Annotated in this window: 12 protein-coding genes and 1 pseudogene; 7 read left to right on the forward strand and 6 right to left on the reverse strand. The window is 73.4% G+C overall.

Going from position 1 to position 18249, the window contains the following annotated elements:
- Positions 1 to 14: 14 nt before the first annotated feature.
- Entirely contained in the window at positions 15 to 1412 is a 1398-nt protein-coding gene (locus ACZ4Z2_RS18625) for a serine hydrolase domain-containing protein (RefSeq protein WP_468077271.1), read from the reverse strand.
- A gap of 109 nt (positions 1413 to 1521) precedes the next feature.
- Entirely contained in the window at positions 1522 to 2439 is a 918-nt protein-coding gene (locus ACZ4Z2_RS18630; RefSeq protein ID WP_468077273.1) for a hypothetical protein, read from the reverse strand.
- Positions 2440 to 2712: 273 nt separating this feature from the next.
- Here ACZ4Z2_RS18630 and ACZ4Z2_RS18635 point away from each other — a divergent pair, with 273 nt between their 5' ends.
- Positions 2713 to 6636 carry a glycoside hydrolase family 2 TIM barrel-domain containing protein gene (locus tag ACZ4Z2_RS18635; protein ID WP_468077275.1) on the forward strand — a complete coding sequence of 1308 codons (3924 nt, stop codon included), beginning with the start codon at positions 2713 to 2715 and terminating at the stop codon, positions 6634 to 6636.
- A gap of 217 nt (positions 6637 to 6853) precedes the next feature.
- Here ACZ4Z2_RS18635 and ACZ4Z2_RS18640 read toward each other — a convergent pair whose 3' ends face one another.
- Positions 6854 to 7438, reverse strand: a complete 585-nt coding sequence (locus ACZ4Z2_RS18640; RefSeq protein ID WP_468077277.1) for a hypothetical protein — start codon at positions 7436 to 7438, stop codon at positions 6854 to 6856.
- Between the two features lie 198 nt (positions 7439 to 7636).
- Here ACZ4Z2_RS18640 and ACZ4Z2_RS18645 point away from each other — a divergent pair, with 198 nt between their 5' ends.
- Complete coding sequence (locus tag ACZ4Z2_RS18645) at positions 7637 to 8113, forward strand: DUF6174 domain-containing protein (RefSeq protein ID WP_468077279.1); 477 nt, start codon at positions 7637 to 7639, stop codon at positions 8111 to 8113.
- Positions 8114 to 8165: 52 nt separating this feature from the next.
- On the opposite strand, the gene ACZ4Z2_RS18650 is transcribed toward ACZ4Z2_RS18645, so the two are convergent.
- Together ACZ4Z2_RS18650 and ACZ4Z2_RS18655 are read right to left on the reverse strand one after the other, a co-directional pair.
- A complete protein-coding gene (locus ACZ4Z2_RS18650; RefSeq protein ID WP_468077281.1) occupies positions 8166 to 8624 on the reverse strand; it encodes a hypothetical protein in 459 nt (152 codons plus the stop codon).
- Positions 8625 to 8809: 185 nt separating this feature from the next.
- Complete coding sequence (locus tag ACZ4Z2_RS18655; RefSeq protein ID WP_468077283.1) at positions 8810 to 9748, reverse strand: hypothetical protein; 939 nt, start codon at positions 9746 to 9748, stop codon at positions 8810 to 8812.
- 480 nt (positions 9749 to 10228) lie between these two features.
- Here ACZ4Z2_RS18655 and ACZ4Z2_RS18660 point away from each other — a divergent pair, with 480 nt between their 5' ends.
- The 5 genes and pseudogenes from ACZ4Z2_RS18660 (at position 10229) to ACZ4Z2_RS18680 (ending at position 17241) form a co-directional block, all read left to right on the forward strand.
- On the forward strand, positions 10229 to 11194 hold the full coding sequence (locus ACZ4Z2_RS18660; protein WP_468077285.1) for an ATP-binding protein: 966 nt from the start codon (positions 10229 to 10231) through the stop codon (positions 11192 to 11194).
- Between the two features lie 98 nt (positions 11195 to 11292).
- Positions 11293 to 11685: an SCO5389 family protein gene (locus ACZ4Z2_RS18665; protein ID WP_468077287.1), complete on the forward strand. Its 393-nt coding sequence runs from the start codon at positions 11293 to 11295 to the stop codon at positions 11683 to 11685.
- Positions 11686 to 12008: 323 nt separating this feature from the next.
- Positions 12009 to 12338 (forward strand): annotated as a pseudogene (locus tag ACZ4Z2_RS18670) (PAS domain S-box protein); the annotation flags it as partial.
- A gap of 714 nt (positions 12339 to 13052) precedes the next feature.
- The gene (locus tag ACZ4Z2_RS18675; protein WP_468077461.1) at positions 13053 to 15689 is read left to right on the forward strand and encodes a SpoIIE family protein phosphatase; all 2637 of its coding nucleotides are present in this window, start codon (positions 13053 to 13055) and stop codon (positions 15687 to 15689) included.
- A gap of 286 nt (positions 15690 to 15975) precedes the next feature.
- Entirely contained in the window at positions 15976 to 17241 is a 1266-nt protein-coding gene (locus ACZ4Z2_RS18680) for an SdrD B-like domain-containing protein (protein WP_468077289.1), read from the forward strand.
- A 176-nt stretch (positions 17242 to 17417) separates the two neighbouring features.
- Here ACZ4Z2_RS18680 and ACZ4Z2_RS18685 read toward each other — a convergent pair whose 3' ends face one another.
- On the reverse strand, positions 17418 to 18221 hold the full coding sequence (locus ACZ4Z2_RS18685; RefSeq protein WP_468077291.1) for a hypothetical protein: 804 nt from the start codon (positions 18219 to 18221) through the stop codon (positions 17418 to 17420).
- Positions 18222 to 18249 lie beyond the last annotated feature (28 nt).

Genomic DNA, 18249 nt, shown 5'->3' on the forward strand with positions numbered 1-18249 from the left:
CCAGCCGGAAGGGGTCAGTCGGAGACCGGAACGGCCGGGCTCACCGCCGCGTGGCCGGTGGACAGGTCCACGCCGACCAGCCCGTCGGGAAGCACCCGTCCGCCGTCCGGCGTCCCGGCCGAAACCCCCGACGACGGCTTCGCGTCCGTACCCGAGCCCGTCCCCGTCCCCGCGGTGTCCGGCGCCGGCGCGTCGCACAGCGCCTCGGCGAGATGGACGTTGATCGCCTCGTCGATCGGGCTCGGTTCCAGCGTGCCGTCCTCGTTCAGGCGCTGGTACTTCATCAGGGTGTAGCCCATGCTGAGCTGGCGCTTGCCGTCCGCCCGGGTGAGGCTGAGCGTGCCGGCGCCGAAGACCCCGCCGTCGTGGCCCCAGAAACGGCCGCAACCGGGGATCTCCAAGGTGTAGAGGCCGAGGCCGTAGTCGATGGTGACGCCGGGGGCGACCGCCACCGGGACCGTGCGCTGCATCTCGGCCAGCGACGCCCGGCCGACGAGCTTCCCGGCGAGCAGCCGGGCGTAGAAGCGGTTGAGGTCGTCCATCGTCGAGGTGATGGCGCCGGCGGTGTAGCCCCAGGACATGTCGTAGACGCTGTAGTCGCGCGGCGGGTCGATCAGGCCGAAGAACGACTCGTACATCCTCGCGTGCGGGCCCTTGATGTACGGGGTGCTGGGGAACGCGGTGTGGCGCAGCCCGGCGCGGTCGATGACGTGGCGGGTGAGGTACGCGGCCGCCTTCTGGCCGGTGACCTTCTCCAGGATGAGGCCGGCGACGACGTAGTTGGTGTTGGAGTACGAGCCGGGCTGCGCCCCGGGGCGGCCGGTGGCGGGGGCGGCCAGGCCCAGGCGTACGAGTTCCCGGGGGCTGATCGAGCGGAAGCGGTGCTCGTCGAGGCTGGCGGTGGAGTTCCGGGCGAGGGAGGGGAAGGCGCCGAGGACGTAGTCGCCGAGGTGGCTGGTGTGGTTGAGCAGCATCCGTACGGTGATGGCGTCGCCGCGCTCCCGGTCGCCGCCGGGGAAGAGCTCCGGCACGTACCGCGTCACCGGGGCGTCGAGGTCGATCCGCCGCTTCTCCGCCTGCTGGAGGATCGCCACCGCGGTGAACGTCTTGCTGATGCTGCCGACGCGGTGCCGCATGTCCGGGGTGACCTTGCGGCCGGTGTCCACGTCGGCGAGCCCGGAGGCGCCCTTCCAGCGGTCGCGGCCCTCGCGGACGGCGGAGTACGTGCCGTACATGCCGGCCTCGTGGACGGCGTCGAGCGTGGTGCGCAGCGCGGCCCGGTCCAGGGTGCCGGGGGCGGCGGACGGGTGGGGGGTTGTGGTGGTGTCGGCGGCGGCGGACGCCGTGGGCACGGCGGTGACCATCAGCAGGGTGGTGCCCACGGCGGTACCCACGAGGCGCTTGATGCGCATGGTTGTCTCTCCCCGTTTCGGCTCTCGATGTCCTGAAGTCTCGCGGGAACCGGTGCAGGGCACATCGTTCCGCTGGACGAGGGCCTTCACGGCGGGACCATGACATCTGTCATGACGTCCCGTCAGGCGGCCTGGCCGCGCTGGCACTTCGCGCACCCTCGCCGTCTCCCGCCTCCCCGAACCGGGCCAGCGCCACGCCTCCGGCCACGCAGGCCGCGAACCCGGCGGCCGCCGGCGCCGTGTAGCCGTGCCGGGTGGTGTCGCCGAGCCACGCCACACCGAACAGGCCCGGCCAGACGGTCTCGCAGATCACCATCGCCGCGGTGGCCGCCGTGACGGAGCCGGACTGGAGGGCCTGGACGAGCAGGAGATAGCCGCCGAGCCCGGAGACGACCACCGCGTACGCCGCCGGCTGGGCCAGTACGGCGGGGACGGACGCCTCCGGCAGCAGCCGGACGGCGGTCGCGGTCAGCCCGAAGCAGAAGCCGGCGGCGGCGCCCAGGACGACGGCCCGACCGCGCCGCAGCCGTCCGCCCACGACCCAGCCGACCGCGACCACCAGCAGCGACACCACGAGCACCGTCACCCGCAGCGCCTCGTCACCGTCGCCGTCCCCCGCGCGCCCGGCGGACACGGCCAGTGTGGCGAGCCCCAGACACACCACCGCCACGGCCGCCCACTCGCCGCGTCTGAGCCGCAGTCCGAGGACGAACGTGCCGACGACCGCCGTGATCGCCAGGGACGCGGCGACCGCCGCCTCGACCAGGAACAGCGGCACCAGCAGCAACGCCCCCACCTGTGCCCCGAATCCGGCCGTGTCCAGCCCGGCGCCCAGCAGGAACGGCCACCCCCGCAGCACCGCCACGACCGTCCCCCACCGCCCCCGGGCCTCACGGGCCTGGGCACCGGCGCCGGAGTTCGCGTCGGCGCCCCCGTTCGCCGTCCGCCGCGACCCCAGCGCCTGGAACACCGTCGCCGTACCCATGCACAGCGCGGCGCACAGTGCCAACGCCAGACCTGCCACCATCCGCGCACCGTAACGGCGCGACGGGGCCCGGCCCGGACGACACCCGCCGGACCCACCCGCACGGCTGCGTGCGTCTTCCCCCCTCCCCCCACCCCCTTCCCCCCTCCCTCGCTCACCCCACCCGCCCCCAGGACCACACAGATTCCGACAGGCTCATTGCTCCCCTTCTGTTCGAAGTCCTACTGTGAGCCCGGTTTTTCAACAACAACGGACAGCATCCGACGGTCCTCAGTACGCGCACTCCCCCAAGTCGTCACGAGGAAGGCCCCGGTCATGCATCACCCGCACCCAGGCGCAGTGAGCCGCCGCCGTCTGCTGGAGGGCGGCGCCGCGCTCGTCGGCGCCCTCGCCCTGTCCGGCAGCGCAGCCCGGGCCGTGACCCGCACCGCGACGACGGCCGCGGCCGAAGCCGCCGCGGCGGTCATGTTCGACGGCACCGAGTGGAACGGCGACATCGCGCTCTTCCGGGTCGGCGCCGAACCACCCCACACGACCCTCATGCCGTACGCGGACGTCAGACAGGCACTCAAGGCGGACCGCACCGACTCCCCGTACCGGCTGAGCCTCGACGGCCGGTGGCGGTTCGCGTACGCGGACCGGCCGGACGACCGGGACGAGGACTTCTACCGCACGGACGTCGACGACAGGGCCTGGGACACCATCGCCGTCCCCTCCGTCTGGCAGACCCAGGGCTACGACCGCCCCATCTTCGTCAACATCACCTACCCGTGGTGGGGCCCCAACGGTCTCGGGGAGGAGGCGCAGCCGCCCGCCGCGCCGACCCGCTTCAACCCCGTCGGCCAGTACCGCCGCACGTTCACCGTGCCGCGCGGCTGGGCGGGACGGCGGACCTTCCTGCACTTCGAGGGCGTCAAGTCCGCCCACTACGTGTGGATCAACGGCGAGATGGTGGGCTACGGCGAGGACTCGTACACGCCCGCCGAGTACGACATCACCGACCACCTCAAGCCGGGCACCAACCAGGTGGCGGTCGAGGTCTACCGGTTCTCCGACGGCGACTGGCTGGAGGACCAGGACATGATCCGGCTGAGCGGCATCTTCCGCTCGGTCTACCTCTTCTCCACCCCTTCCGTGCACCTGCGTGACTTCAAGCTGGACACCCCGCTCAGCGACGACTACACCGCCGCCGAACTGTCGGTCACCGCGAGCGTGCGCGACTACGGCGGCGGGGGCGCCGGACGCCACACCGTCGAGACCCAGCTCTACGACGCCGGCGGGCACCCCGTGTGGTCCCGCCCGCTCCAGCAGTCCGTCGACGTCGGCGCGGCCGGCGAGGACGTCACCGTCCGGGCCGCGAAGGCCGTGCCCCGCCCCCGGCTCTGGTCGGCCGAGCACCCGAACCTGTACACCGCCGTCCTCCGGCTGCGCGACCCCGCCGGGAAGGTGACCGAGACCGTCTCCCACCGCGTCGGTCTGCGCGAGTTCGCGCTCAAGGACGGCCTGATGCGCGTCAACGGCAAGCCGGTCTCCTTCCGGGGCGTCAACCGGCACGAGATGCACCCGGACGGCGGTATCGCCCTCACCCGGGCGCACATGGTCAAGGACATCACGCTCGCCAAACGGCTCAACATCAACAGCGTCCGCACCTCGCACTACCCCAACAACCCGCTGTGGTACGAGCTGGCCGACGAGTACGGCCTGTATCTCGTCGACGAGGCGAACATCGAGACGCACGGCATCCGCGACCGGTACCCCGGCGACCACCCCGACTGGTCCAAGGCGTGTGTGGCCCGCGCCCAGCACATGGTCCACCGCGACAAGAACCACGCCAGCGTCGTCATCTGGTCCCTCGGCAACGAGGCGGGCGGCGGCAGCACGTTCGTCGCGATGCGCGACTGGATCACGTCGTACGACACCACGCGCGTCGTCCAGTACGAGGGCGACGACCGGCCCGCGATCAGCGACATCCGCTCGGAGATGTACGACAGCCCGGGCCGCGTCGAGCAGCGGGCGAAGGACACCGCCGACCGGCGGCCCTACGTCATGATCGAGTACGCCCACGCGATGGGGAACTCCAACGGCAACCTCACCAAGTACTGGGACCTGGTCCGCCGCCACGACGTCCTCCAGGGCGGCTGGATCTGGGACTTCGTCGACCAGTCGCTGGCCTGGCCCACGCCGTCCCGCATCCTGCTCACCGAGTCCGGGCCCGGCGGCCTGCGGGGCGAGGTCCTGCCGGCGTCCGGCGCCTTCGACCGGAGGAAGGGCGTGTCCGGCGGCACCGTCTTCGCCCGCGACGACCGCCTCGACCTCACCGGCTCGCTGACGCTGGAGGCGTGGGTCACCCCGCACCACACGGGCTACCACCAGCCGATCCTCGCCAAGGGCGACACCCAGTACGCCCTCAAGCAGACCGACCGGACCCTGGAGTTCTTCCTCTACGGCGGCGGCCAGTGGATCGCCGTGAACTGGGCCCTGCCCGCCGAGGGCTGGACCGGCACCGAGCACCACATCGCGGGCGTCTTCGACGCGGACACCGGCACGCTCTCCCTCCATGTCGACGGCGAGCGCAAGGCCACCCGCACCACCACCCGGCGGCCCGCCTCCACCACCGCCCCCCTCGCCCTGGCCACCGACGTCGACAACCCGACCCGCGAGTTCAGCGGCACCATCCGGCGCGCCCGTGTGTACGCCCGCGCCCTGAGCGCCGCCGAGCTGGGCGACGAGCGCCGGGGCCCCGGCGACGACGGCGTCCGGTTCTGGTTCGACGCGGCGACCGCCGAACTCACCGAGAAGCGGCCCCGCGAGCGGACGTTCCTCCCCTACGGCGGCGACTGGGGCGACAACCCCAACGACGGCAACTCCACCTCGGACGGCATCCTCACCGCCGACCGCCGCCTCACCGGCAAGGCGGCCGAGGTCAAGCAGGTCTACCAGGCGGTCGGCGCGGCCCCCGCGAACGGCGGCCCGCTCACCCCCGGAGCGCCGGTCACCCTCACCAACGAGCACCTCTTCACCGACCTGCGCGCCTACGACGGCCACTGGTCGCTGCTGGCCGACGGCGAGGTCGTCCAGCGCGGCCGCCTCACCCGCGCCCAGCTGAGTGTCCCCCCGCTCTCCGGCAAGGACATCACCGTCCCGTTCCGTCTGCCGTCCGCCCCGGCCCCCGGCACGGAGTACTTCCTCCAGCTCTCCTTCACCACCAGGGAACGCACCCCGTGGGCGAAGGCGGGCTTCGAGGTGGCCAAGCAGCAGTTGCCCGTCAAGGCCGCGGTTCCCGCCGTGAAGCCCATCCGGCCGGCGGCGGTGCCGGCCCTGCGGTACGAGGAGACCGCCGGGAAGGTCGTGATCAGGGGCCGCGGCTTCTCCGTCACCGTCGACAAGGCCGACGGACTGCTCACCGGGTACGAGGCGCGCGGCACCCGCCTCCTGGACTCCGGCGCGGTACCGAACTTCTGGCGGGCGCCCACCGACAACGACCGGGGCAACGGCCAGCACACCCGCAACCAGACCTGGCGGGACGCGGGCGCCCGGCGCACGGTGACGGAGGTGACGGTACGGACGCCGGGCACCGACCGGGCCGTCCAGGTGAAGGTCAGCGGCACCCTTCCGACCAGCACCGAGTCGGCGTACACCACCACGTACACGGTGTTCGGCAACGGCGAGATCCGGGTCGACAACACCCTGCGCCCGGGGGCGGCGTCCCTGCCGTACATCCCGGAGGTGGGCACCCTGCTCTTCCTCCCGCGCCGTCTGGACCGCCTCCACTACTACGGCCGGGGGCCGCAGGAGAACCACTGGGACCGCAAGGACGGCACCGACGTGGGCCGCTACTCCGGCACCGTCGCCGGGCAGTGGACGCCGTACATCCGCCCCCAGGAGAACGGCAACAAGACCGACGTCCGCTGGGCCGCGCTCACGGACCGCTCCGGTGCCGGCCTCCTCGTCTCCGCCGAGCCCGGCACCCTCCTGGAGGTCAACGCCTCCCACTTCACCCCGGAGGACCTCTCCTGCGGGGCGCGCCACGACTACCAGCTCACGCCCCGCGACGCCGTCGTCCTGCGGGTCAACCACCGCCAGATGGGGGTGGGCGGCGACAACAGCTGGGGCGCCCAGACCCACGACGAGTTCAAGCTCTTCGCCGACCGCGACTACGCGTACACCTACCGGCTGCGGCCCCTGCGGGACGTGGACACGGCGACGAGGGCCGCGCGGACGTGGACGGCCCTGGAGTAGCGGGGCCGTGAACGGCACGAACCCCGTCCCGCTGACCGCGGGACGGGGTTCGTAGTGGAGCGCCGGGCAGGCCTTGCACCTGCATTTCCCCACAGGAAGTGGGGCGTCTTTCCTTAGACGACCAACGCATTGAGCGTTTCCCGGTGTTCCGGCGAGCGGCTCGTGCTCAACCATAGCGGATCTTCGCGGGGGCCGCGAACCGGTGATCGAGCCGCGCTCAGAGCAGCTGCGCCTGGGGCGCGTACTCCACCCTGATGTACTTGGCGTTCCGCTCGCCGAAGGCCGCCCGGAGGATGGGTTCGGCCGTCTCCGGGTCGTCGACGCCGACGAGGACGTGGCCCCTGCCGTCCTGGCCGACCTCGCGGAGCTGGAAGGTGCCGTCCCAGCGGCTCATGTCCTCGCTGATCCGGTCGGCCAGGGCGTCGATGTCCCCCGCGTTGATGTCCGTGTCGTGCAGCCGGACGGTGACGCCCTTCTCGGCGGTCCCGCAGACGGCGGCGTCGAAGGACGCGGAGGGCATGCGGTAGATGCTCACACCGGAGCCCTCCTCGTCGACCTCCATACCGGTGAAGATGTCGGCGTAGCGGCCGTAGGCGATCTTGTCCACGTGGTTGAGCGTCCGCTGCAACGGGGTGTCCTCAGGGCTGCCCAGGCCCGCGAGACTGCCCTCCGGCCGGGTTCCCTCGCACACCGTCGCCGGTGACGACACCTCCGCCACGGTCTGCGCGCCCGAGCTCGACCCCTGCAGGGCCCCCAGCGCGAGCACCGCTCCGGCCGCGGCCGTACCCACCCGCATGCTCATCCGCCTGTTCATCCGGCCCTCCGGCCCCCCGGGGCGGCCGCCCGCGCGACCGCTGTCCCCCCTGTGACGCGGGAAGCGGCCGGAACGTTCGGCGCACCGGCGCAAGCATCACGAAGGGGTCGCCCGGACCGCCGGCGCCCGAACGTTTACCCAGTCCGCGCCGTCCCAGAGGGGACCGACTCTCCAAGGAGGCCCTCCGTGTCGAAGACGCGCATCAGCAAGCCGGTTCTCGTCGCCCTGGCCGTGGCGTTGTCGGGGGTGGTGTCGGCGTGCGGCGACGAGTCGTCCTCCGGGGCCACGTCCACGGCGCCGAAGTGGCGGGAACCCGCCTCGTACACGTACACGCTCACGTCGAGCGGCGGTGAGCGGGCGCTGATCGGGACGTTCGAGGTGACCGTGCGGGCCGGGAAGGTGACGAAGGCCGTCGGGGCCGACGAGGACTCACGGCGCGTGGTGCGGCAGTTGGACGGCCGGGTGCCGACCATCGGGGAGCTGCTGGCGGAGGCGGAGGCGGCCAGGGACGAGGACGCCGACACGGTGGACGTCGACCGCGCGGCCGACGGGCGGCCGTCGCACATCTCCCTGGACTGGGACGAGAACGCGATGGACGACGAGGCGGTGTACGACATCGGCGACTACCGGCCGGCGGGCGGGCCGGGCCAGGAGTCGCGTTGAGCGGTCGAGCGAAGGTGAGGTCTCCGGGGTGGGTCGCTTCGCGCTCGGTGGGTCACTTCGCGCTCGGGCTCGGGCCTTTCGTCCTGCCGTACGTGCTCAGGTCCTGGATCGTGCCGCCGACCTTCTCGCGCAGCGGCTCCAGCACCTCCTCCTTCGCGGAGATGGCCCAGCGCGGGCCGACCAGCTTCTTGCCGCCGTAGATCGAGGCGGAGTCCAGCCAGACCCGGAGGAGTTCCTCCTTGGGGAACGTGGTGATGAGGTAGTCACCGGCCGGGGTGTGGCAGACGCCCTCGCGGAGTTCCTCCGCCTCGGTGCGGATCTTGACCTCGCAGTCGGTGAGCGAGGCGAGCACCTCGACCTTGGCCGGGGCCACGACCTCGGCCACCGGGTCGGTCCTGTCCTGCGTCTTCCCGGACGCCCCCTCGTCGTCCCCGCCGCCGCACCCCGCCACCAGGGGCAGCACCGCCAGGCCCGCCGCCAGCGTGATTCCGCGCGTCAGCTTCCTCACCACGTGCCGTACTCCGTTCCGCGTGCTCGGTTCCGTCCGCTTCCCGCCGCGTGGGCTCCCCTTCCGTACGTACGCGGGCGCCGGAATGCTCACACGGGCCGCGTGGACCACGCCGACGTGGTCGGATCGCGCTGAACGGCCGGGCGCCCGGCCCCCTCCGGGCGGAGAGGGCCGGGCACCGGCAGGGCTCAGGCGCCCGTACGGCCCGCCGACTTGCGGCGGGTCACCGCGAAGATGACACCGCCCGCCGCGACCAGGCCGGCCGCGCCGAGCGCGAGCGGGATCGCGTTGCCGCCGCCGGTCTCGGCGAGGTCGCCGGAGCCGCCGTTGGGGCTCGGGGTGGAGTCAGGGGTGTCCGTGTCCGCAGGGGTCTTCGGGGACTCGGAGGGCGTGGGGGTGTCGTCCGCCGGGGGCTTCTCGTCGGCCGGCGGCTTCTCGTCCGTGGGCGGCTTCTCCTCGGCCGGGGGCTTCTCCTCGGCCGGGGGCTTCTCCTCCTCCGCCGGGGGCTGGTCCCCGGTCGGCACGCAGTTCTTCGTGCCGCCGTTCCAGGCCGCGATCAGCTTGTCCTTGATGACCGGGCGGTCGGGGCCCTTGGGCACGTCACCGTGCTCGAAGCCGTCCGCGGCGTCCAGCTTGCCGTCGAACTTCACCTTGCCGCGGTAGAGGTCGACCTGGGCGTAGCAGCCCGCGTCCGGGACCGCGATGTCCAGGGTGTCCGTGGCACCCCGCCCCACCGTGACGGTGTCGAAGTCGACGAAGACCTGCTCGCCGGAGGTGGCGAAGGTCGGGCCGTGGGCGAGGTACGAGGCGAGGGAGACCGTGCAGGTCGTGGCGTCCGCGGCGGCACGGACCGTGATGTGGGCCTTGCCGTCCTCGGTGGGCTTGAGGTTCTGGTCGTCGAGCTTGACCCAGTCGGCGAACCGCACGCCGTCCAGGGAGAACTCGCAGCGGTCGGTCTCGGTGACCGTGCCCGCGCCCTGGCCGGGGGCGTAGCTCTTCTCGCCCCACCCGTCGCCACCGGGCGTACCGGTGGCCCAGGCGGAGCCGGAGGCGGCGGCGGTCAGGGCGAGGGCGGCTGCGCCCGTCCCCAGCAGGCGGCGCACGGTGACACGTCTCGCTATGGACATGCGGATCCCATTCTCGTCGAGCTTGGTGGTACGAGACCCCGGGCACGGCGGCGGGCGCGCGACGGTACGGGGCAGCACCGGGTCACCGGGGCCGCGCCGGGGTGTGAGGTCGTCGGAGAAACACCTGGCCCACTGTTCGTGTGAGCCGCGGAGTGAGCACATCGTTTACTACCGGGTAGGGGCTGTCAACCTCGGGAAACGCGAGGTCACTTGGGGCGGTGCGAACATGTGCGCACGGGTGGCACACATTCGGGACACATGGGGAATCCCGCGCTCCGGTGGCGTCACGGTCTCCCCATGAGCTCCCCGCCGGATGCCCACCGGCGCGCAAAAACCTCCCCAACGCGCTCCGCCCTCCGGGGGAGACACCGGAGGGGGATTTGACAACCTCCGACCCGCTCCCGACTCTACGTTCATGACATCCATTTTCATTTGCGGTGCCGCGTACCCCGGGTGCGCCACCGAGCGGGGTGGCCGTCCGTGCGTGTCGCCTTCGTAGGGAAGGGCGGCAGCGGCAAGACGACGCTGTCCGCGCTCTTCGCCCGCCATCTCGCCCGCTCCGGCGCCCCGCTCGTGGCGATCGACGGGGACATCAACCAGCATCTGGCGCACGCGCTCGGCCTCGACGAGGACGAGACGTTCGGCGCCCCGCCGCTCAGCTCCCGCACCGGTGAGATCAAGGACCACCTGCGCGGCGGCAACCCACGGATCGTCTCCCGCGAGGCGATGGTCAAGACGACCCCGCCCGGCCGGGGTTCGCGCCTGCTGCGGCTGCTCGGCGACGACGACGTCCACCGCACGCACGTACGCGAGGTCGGCGGCGTCCCGCTCATGGTCACCGGCGCCTTCGACGAGAGCGACCTCGGCGTCGCCTGCTACCACTCCAAGCTCGGCGCGGTGGAGCTGTACCTCAACCACCTCGTCGACGGGCCCGGCGAGTACGTCGTCGTCGACATGACCGCCGGCGCCGACGCCTTCGCCTCCGGGCTGTTCACCCGGTTCGACATGACGTTCCTGGTCGTGGAGCCGACCCGGAAGAGCGTGTCGGTGTACCGGCAGTACCAGGAGCACGCCGCCGAGTTCGGCGTCCCCGTCGCCGTCGTCGGCAACAAGGTCACCGGCGAGGACGACCTCCTCTTCCTCAAGGAGCACGTCGGTGACGACCTGCTCGCGCACTGCGTGCAGTCCTCCTACGTCCGCGCGCAGGAACAGGGACGCGGACAGGGCGAGTTGGAGTCGCACAACCGGCGCACCCTGGAGCGACTCAAGGAGGCCGTCGACGCCCGCACGAAGGACTGGGCGGCCTTCCAGCGCCACGCCGTCGAGTTCCACCTCCGCAACGCCGCGGCCTGGGCGAACGCGGCGACCGGCCATGACCTCGCCGCCCAGGTCGACCCGGAGTTCCGCCACGGGCCGCAGGCCCTGACGCCGGCGACGCCCTCCTGAGCCGCCGAGGCCGAGCCGACGTCCGGCCCGGCCCGCCGACGCACCCCTCTCCCTTCCCCTTCCCCCTTCCCCGGCACATCCACAGAACAGGAACACCCATGTCGCTCGACGTCTCCCCGCAGTTGCTCGCCGACGCAGAGAAGGACGAGGTGCGGGAGGAGGAGTTCGTGGAGACGGTGCGTACGTCGCTGCCGTACGCGTACGACCTGATCTCCGCCCTGGCCGATGAACTGCGCGCGGGCGGCGCGGAGTTCGCCGACAACCAGACGCCGCCGCCGTCGGAGAAGGAGCGCGGGCAGCTGCTGCGGGCGCTGTCCAGCGACGCGATCCGGGGCAGCCTCGAACGGCACTTCGGGGTGGCGCTGGCCTTCCAGAACTGCCACCGGGTGGCGGTGTTCCCCGCGGAGGCGCGCGGCGGGGCGACGTACACGAAGTTCACGTCGCTGCGGTCGCAGATCCTCAACCAGTCGCCGGAGTTCCGCGACTGCTGACGCCCACGCGTCCCCGAGCCGGACCGATCGTCCCCTCCGCCCCCTCTCGCGGAGGGGGGCGATCGGTCCGACACATGGGAGCGCGGGGGGCGTACGGGGGCGCATTACCGGCGTACGGCCGCACGGTCAGCCGGGTCGGGTGCGGCGGTGTCGTCGGCTCGTCGGCCTTCGCGCGTACGGCTTCGTCCCGTTCCCGCCCGATCCCGGCGCCGAGCGCGTCGCGGTCGGGCGCCCCTGGTGCGGCCGTCCCCGCCCTCGGGGCGCGGTGCCGGGTGAATCGGGCCGTCACGAGTTGGCCTGTTCGCGATCACACAAGGTGAATAATGGGGTCAGAGGGCGTCTCAGCGACAGAGAGGGTCGCCGTGGGGACCGACAGGGACAGTGCAGTCACCCGTCAGCGCTTCGACGTGGCCGACGCCGCGCCGCTGCTCATCGACGCGGACGGGATCGTGACGAGCTGGACCCGGGACGCCGAGCGGCTCTTCGGGTACCCGGCCGACGAGATCCTGGGCCGCGGCGTCCGTACCCTCCTGACCCCCGAGGACGGCGCCCGCATCGCCCACCTGGCCGACACCCACCGCCCCCGCGGCGGCTGGTCCGGCATCCTCACCGCCCGCCACCGCGACGGCCACTACATCCGAGTGATGGTACGCGTCATCCCGGCCTGCGAGTGGACGCAGGAGACGTCCGCCGGGGGGACGGAAGCGGACACGGCGAGGGGGGTGGGCGAGGACCCAGCCTGGGCCCGAAGGAGTCACTCCGCCGCCGAAGGCGAGGGTTGCAGCGCCGGGGACGGGGGTTGGAGCGCCCCGAGCGACGAGGGCGTTGCGAGCGCCGGGGGCGGGGCCGAAGGGCGGGGTGCTGCCGGGCCGGAACGGCCGGGTATCGCCGGCAAGGCCGAACGGCGGGGCATTCCCGCCGAGACCAACAGGCCGCGCGTCACGACGAGGACCGACGCCGGGACGTACCAGACCGACAGGACGACGCCGGCCGCCCACACCACCCCGGCCGAACCGACCGGTCCAACCCGCCCGGCACCCGAACCGACCGGTCCAACCCACCCGGCACCCGAGCACACGGCTCCGGAACACGCGGCACCCGAACCGACCGGTCCAACCCGCCCGGCACCCGAACCGACCGGTCCAACCCACCCGGCACCCGAACCGACCGGTCCAACCCACCCGGCACCCGAGCACACGGCTCCGGAGCACGCGGCACCCGATCGCACCGCCCCGACCCGCCCGGCAGGCGGTCGCGCCGCACCCGTTAGGCCAGTTGGTGGAGCGGCGGGGCGGGAGCAGGCGTTCCGTTCCGGTGTCGAGCCGGTTGAGCCCGGGGCGGCGTCGTGGCGGTCCGCCGGGGTTCCCGTGCGGCCCGTGTCCTCGGCCGAGCCGCGCCCGAGTGACGCCGGAGGAAGCCGGTTCGGTCCTCCGGGCTCACCGCCGCGAGCCCAACCCGGGCCGTCCCGGGGGACCACGCCTCAGTCGGCGGGCCCACGCCCCGCCCACGAGCCCGCGCCCCGGCCCACGCAACCGCCCAGCGGCGCCCCCCAGCCACCGACGAACCCGACCCCCGCGTCCCGGCGCCCGCCCGCCCAGGGCCCCGCGCGCCCCTCGCCCGGCACCCCCCACACGCCGCCGCAGCCGTCCCCCCAGGGCCCGCGCCCCACCGCGCCGCCCGCGGTCCAGCCCTCGCCCGGTGCCCCCCAACGCCCCGGGGGCCCTTCGCGAGATGCCCTCCGCCCGGTCGTACCGCCGTCGACGGCCGCGCGCGACAACGCCCCGCCGGAACCGCACCCCGGTGCGAACCCCGCATCCCCCGCGCTCCCGCCGTCGGCCCCCGGCCATGAGTTGAGCACCGGCGCCGACGCCAGCCAGGGCGCCGGCGCCGGTACCTCCCGGACCGCTCACTGGATCGCTCTCGTGTCCGACGCGACCGAGGCGCCCGGTTGGGACATGAGTCGGACCGTGCTGGAGCGGATGACGGCCCGGTCCCCGATCGGGATCGCGATCGTCGACACGGACCTGCGGTTCGTGTGGTCGAACACGGCGTTGGAGCGGTTCGGCGGCGGACGCGCCCACGAGCGGGTGGGGTTGCGGCTGGGCGAGGTGCAGCCGGGCCTGGCCGCGGACCGCATCGAGGCCCAGATGCGCAAGGTCCTGGAGACCGGCGTCCCCGTGCTCGACTACGAGCACGTCGGCCGGGTCAGGTCCGCCCCGCACCGCGAGACCGCGCACGCCATGTCCTTCACCCGCCTGGAGGACGACCACGGGCGCCCCATCGGCGTCTACTACACCGTGATGGACGTGTCGGAGCGCCACCGCGCCCGCACCCGCCTCGCCCTGCTGGACCGGGCCGGTGAGCACATCGGCCGCACCCTCGACGTCCGCCGTACCGCCCAGGAGCTGGCCGACGTCGTCGTCCCGGCGCTCGCCGACTTCGTCACCGTGGACCTCCTCGACTCCGTGCTGCGCGGCGCCGAACCGGGCCCCCTCGGCGACGGCTCGGTCCCGCTGCGCCGCACCGGCCAGCAGTCCGTGCGGCCCGGTGTGCCGGAGGCCGTCGTGGAGATCGGCGCCGTCGCCTCGTACGCGGCCGGCTCGCCCCCCGTGCGCGCGCTGGTCAGCGGACGGTCGTGGTCGGAGCCCGGCCTGGACCCGAGGTCGGCGCAGTGGGCCGCGGCCGTCCCCGGCGGCCGGGAGCTGCCCGCCGACGCGCTGGGCCTGCACAGTGCGATGATCGTGCCGATCCGGGCGCGCGGCATCACCCTCGGCATCACCACGTTCTTCCGCCGCGACCGCCAGGACCCCTTCGACGCCGTCGACCTGGGCCTCGCCGAGGAGATCGTCGGCCGCGCCGCCGTCTGCGTCGACAACGCCCGCCGCTACACACGCGAGCGCGACGCCGCGCTCGTCCTGCAGCGCAGCCTCCTGCCGCGCCGGCTGCCCGACCAGGACGCGGCCGAGGTCGCCGTCCGTTACCGCCCCGCCGACGAACTCACCGGCGTCGGCGGCGACTGGTACGACGTCATCCCCCTCTCCGGCGCCCGCCTCGCGCTCGTCGTCGGCGAGGTCGCGGGCCACGGCATCGACGGCGCCGCCGCCATGGGCCGCCTCCGTACGGCCGTCCGCACCCTCGCCGACCTCGATCTGCCGCCGGAGGAGGTGCTCGCCCACCTGGACGACATGGTCGCCAAGTCGGCCCGGCAGGAGGGCGAGGAGCCGGGCGGGGGCAGCGTCGAGACGGTCGGGGCGCGCTGTCTGTACGTCGTCCACGACCCGGTGTCCGGCGCCTGCTCCATGGCCACCGCCGGCCACCCGGCCCCCACCCTGGTCGCCCCCGACGGCACGGTCACCCGCCCCGAACTGCCCGAGGGCCCGCCCCTCGGCGTGGACGGCCAGCCCTTCGAGGCCGTGGAACTGGAACTCCCCGAGGGCACCGTCATCGCCCTGCACACCGACGGCCTCCTCGCCGAGGCCGGCCCCGACGCCCTGTGCCGTGCCCTCGCCCGGCCCGAGTCCTCCCTCGACCGGCGGGCCCAGCGCGTCCTGGACGCCCTCGCCCCGGCCCGCCCCACCGACGACGTCGCCCTCCTCCTCGCCCGCACCCGGCGGCTGCCCGGCCACCGGGTCGCCTCCTGGGAGATCCCCGCCGACCCGGCGTTCGTCGCGGAGGCCCGCAAGACCACCGCCCGCCAGCTCGGCGTCTGGGGCCTGGACGAGCTGGCTTTCACCACGGAACTCGTCGTCAGCGAACTCGTCACCAACGCCATCCGGCACGCCGCCGGGCCCATCCGGCTCCGCCTCATCCTCGAACGCACCCTGATCTGCGAGGTGTTCGACGGCGGCCCGACCGCACCCCATCTGCGCCACCCGCGCACCACCGACGAGGGCGGCCGCGGTCTGTTCCTCATCGCCCAGTTCACCCAGCGCTGGGGCACCCGCTTCCTTCCCGAGGGCAAGGTCATCTGGGCGGAACAGTCCCTGGCGGACCCGCTGGGGTGAGAGGGGGCGTCCGTGCCGTACTCCGGGTGGGGGCGTCGCCGCCGGGGCGGACGGGTGAAACGGGACGAGAGGGCCCTGGCCGCCGTCCGCGCCCCGAGCGGGTCCTGTGCGTCCGGCCGCGTCCTGTGCCCCGTTCAGCCTGATTAGCGGTTCTCCGCGCTTCGTATGAATGCAGAGCCGACGTCGGGCACCGGGCTCCGTCGCCTCGGCGCGGACCAGGAACGGGCGGGCAGCGCGAATGCGAGACGTGGTGCAGCGAGGAAGACGGGGACGGTGTGCGGGCCTGGTGCTCGCCGTGGCGGCGGCCCTGGCGGTCGCCCCGGTCACCGGGACGGCGGCCGGCGCCGCAACGGCGGGCGCCACGGCGGCGGGTGCCACGGCGGCGGGTGCCACGGCAGGTGCCCCGGCGCGTGGTGACGGCACGGTGACCGTACGGGTCGTCGAGGAGGTCGACGCCGACGGGCTGTACGACCGGGAGCGGGAGGCGGGCATGCCGGGCGTGCGGGTCACGCTGACCGACGACCGCGGCACCGTGCTGGCGGGGACGACGGACGCCGACGGGGTCGTCCCGTTCCGCCCGGCGGGCTCCCCGTTGCGGGGCGGGCGGTACCGCGTCCAGGCCCACAACCCCGACCTCGCCAACCTCCGGCCGGCTCTCGCGGGCCACGGTGACGGCCCGGACGTCATCCGGAGCCCCATCGGCTTCGTCGACGTCTCCGGCGCCCGCGACACCACGTACACCACGGGCTTCTGGGCGCCCGGCGTCCACCGCCGGGAGAACGCCGAGCCGGAGCCGGAGGCCCGCCGGGCACCGGTGCAGATCGGCGACCGCGTCTGGTTCGACACCGACGGCAACGGCGTCCAGAGCCCGTCCGAACCGCCGGTGCCGGGCGTGCGGGTGACGTTCGAGCCGACGTCGTCCGGGCCGGTCCTCACGACGACGACGGACGCCGACGGGGAGTACTACGTCGGCACGGCGCAGGGGCTGCTGCCCGGCACCACCTACCGGGTGTCCTTCGACCACCGCGGCGTCGACGCGAGCGCGCTGCCCGGGCGACCGGACAAGGCCGAACTGCTGTGGACGGCGCGGGAAGCGGGCTCCCACCGGCTCCTCGACTCCGACGTCGACACGTCCGGCGTGAGCACGGTGTACGTCGGCGACCCCGGCTATGTGAACCACACCGTCGACGCCGGTCTCACCAAGGCGCTGCGGCTGACGCTCGCGAAGGTCGACGGGGAGACCCGGCGTCCGCTGGCCGGCGCGGTGCTCGGCCTCTGGGAGGACAGCAACGGCACACCCGGGCTCCAGCGGTCCGGCCCCGGCGGGGACAGACTCGTCGGGGACTGCGCCACGTCCGGCGAGGGCCGCTGCTCGTTCGGGAAGCTGGCCGCCGGCACGTACTACCTCGTGGAGACCGGCGTTCCCGAGGGCCACGTCCTGCCGGCCGACCCGGTCAGCGGCCCGTACGCCCTCACCCCGAAGAACGCCTCCCAGGGCACCGGCCTGCTCGTCCGCCTCGACGGCGAGCGCGCACAGCAGCCCCGGCGGTGACGACCGGGCGGGTGGTGGGACCGGACGACACGGCCGGGTCCGGGCGCGCCACACGGCACCCCCGATGGGACCGGCCCTGACCAGGGGCCTGAGGGTGCCGTGCGCGGCCCGGGGAGTGGGGCTCCCGGGGGAAGGATGGGAGCCGCTTCCCCCGGGAGAGCGAGGGAGACCGGACGTCAGCCGTGGATCAGCTGGGCGGTCCAGGTCTTGGTGTGGCCGGTGACGGCCTGGTCCTTCGCCACGGCCTTGCCGACGGACTGGACCCGCGGGGTGGCCTTCCACGTGACGTCGGCGCGGGCGATGCCCTTGACGGCGACCTTCACCGCGCCGCCCTTGATCGTGTACGCGGCGTTGACGTTGGTGACCTGGGCCTGGGCGCGGGCGTTGCGCTGGACCTTGCCGTTGACCACGTTGTAACGGAGGGTCAGCTTCTCGGTGGTGACCGGGATGTTGTAGATCTTCTCGGTCGCCGTGTAGGTCACGAGGTGGCCGCCCTTGAGGCCGCCCTTCGAGGACACGCTGTGGACGAACTTGACGTCCGCGTTGTACGAGGTGACGTCCGTCACCGGGGTGTTGAGGGTGCCGTTGAGCTGCTTGAAGAGCGACCCGTAGATCTTCCCGTCCTGGAGGTACGTCACGAACCGGGCCTTCTTGGCGGCCGGCAGCGCGGAGAAGGCCTTCAGGGTGCTCTTGGCCTCGGGCGTCTTCTGGGACTTGAGGTAGGCGACATAGCTGCCGACCGTCAGCTTCGCCGGCAGCTTCCCCGCGGTCCCGGCGGCGACCGTCTGTACGTCCTGCTGCGGGCCGGACACGGCGGCGGACGCGGCCGGCGCGAGCACGGCGACGGCGGCGGCTCCCGCGACGGCGGCGGCGGTGAGGCGGCGCGCGCTGAGGCGGCGCGTGGTGAAGCGGCTGTGCACAGTGATCTCCCCGTTGATGATGTGCCGTTTGGTACTGCTCGCGATGAGCTTAGGGAGCAACGGAGTTGACCGAAATTGTCCCTTCGGG

The sequence above is a fragment of the Streptomyces sp. NPDC030183 genome, assembly GCF_055573455.1.

Coding starts and splice junctions, on each gene's coding strand:
- ACZ4Z2_RS18635 (WP_468077275.1), top strand. CDS start 2,713: ATGCATCACCCGCACCCAGGCGCAGTGAGCCGCCGCCGTCTGCTGGAG.
- ACZ4Z2_RS18665 (WP_468077287.1), top strand. CDS start 11,293: ATGTCGCTCGACGTCTCCCCGCAGTTGCTCGCCGACGCAGAGAAGGAC.
- ACZ4Z2_RS18640 (WP_468077277.1), bottom strand. CDS start 7,438: ATGAGCATGCGGGTGGGTACGGCCGCGGCCGGAGCGGTGCTCGCGCTG.
- ACZ4Z2_RS18630 (WP_468077273.1), bottom strand. CDS start 2,439: ATGGTGGCAGGTCTGGCGTTGGCACTGTGCGCCGCGCTGTGCATGGGT.
- ACZ4Z2_RS18655 (WP_468077283.1), bottom strand. CDS start 9,748: ATGTCCATAGCGAGACGTGTCACCGTGCGCCGCCTGCTGGGGACGGGC.
- ACZ4Z2_RS18625 (WP_468077271.1), bottom strand. CDS start 1,412: ATGCGCATCAAGCGCCTCGTGGGTACCGCCGTGGGCACCACCCTGCTG.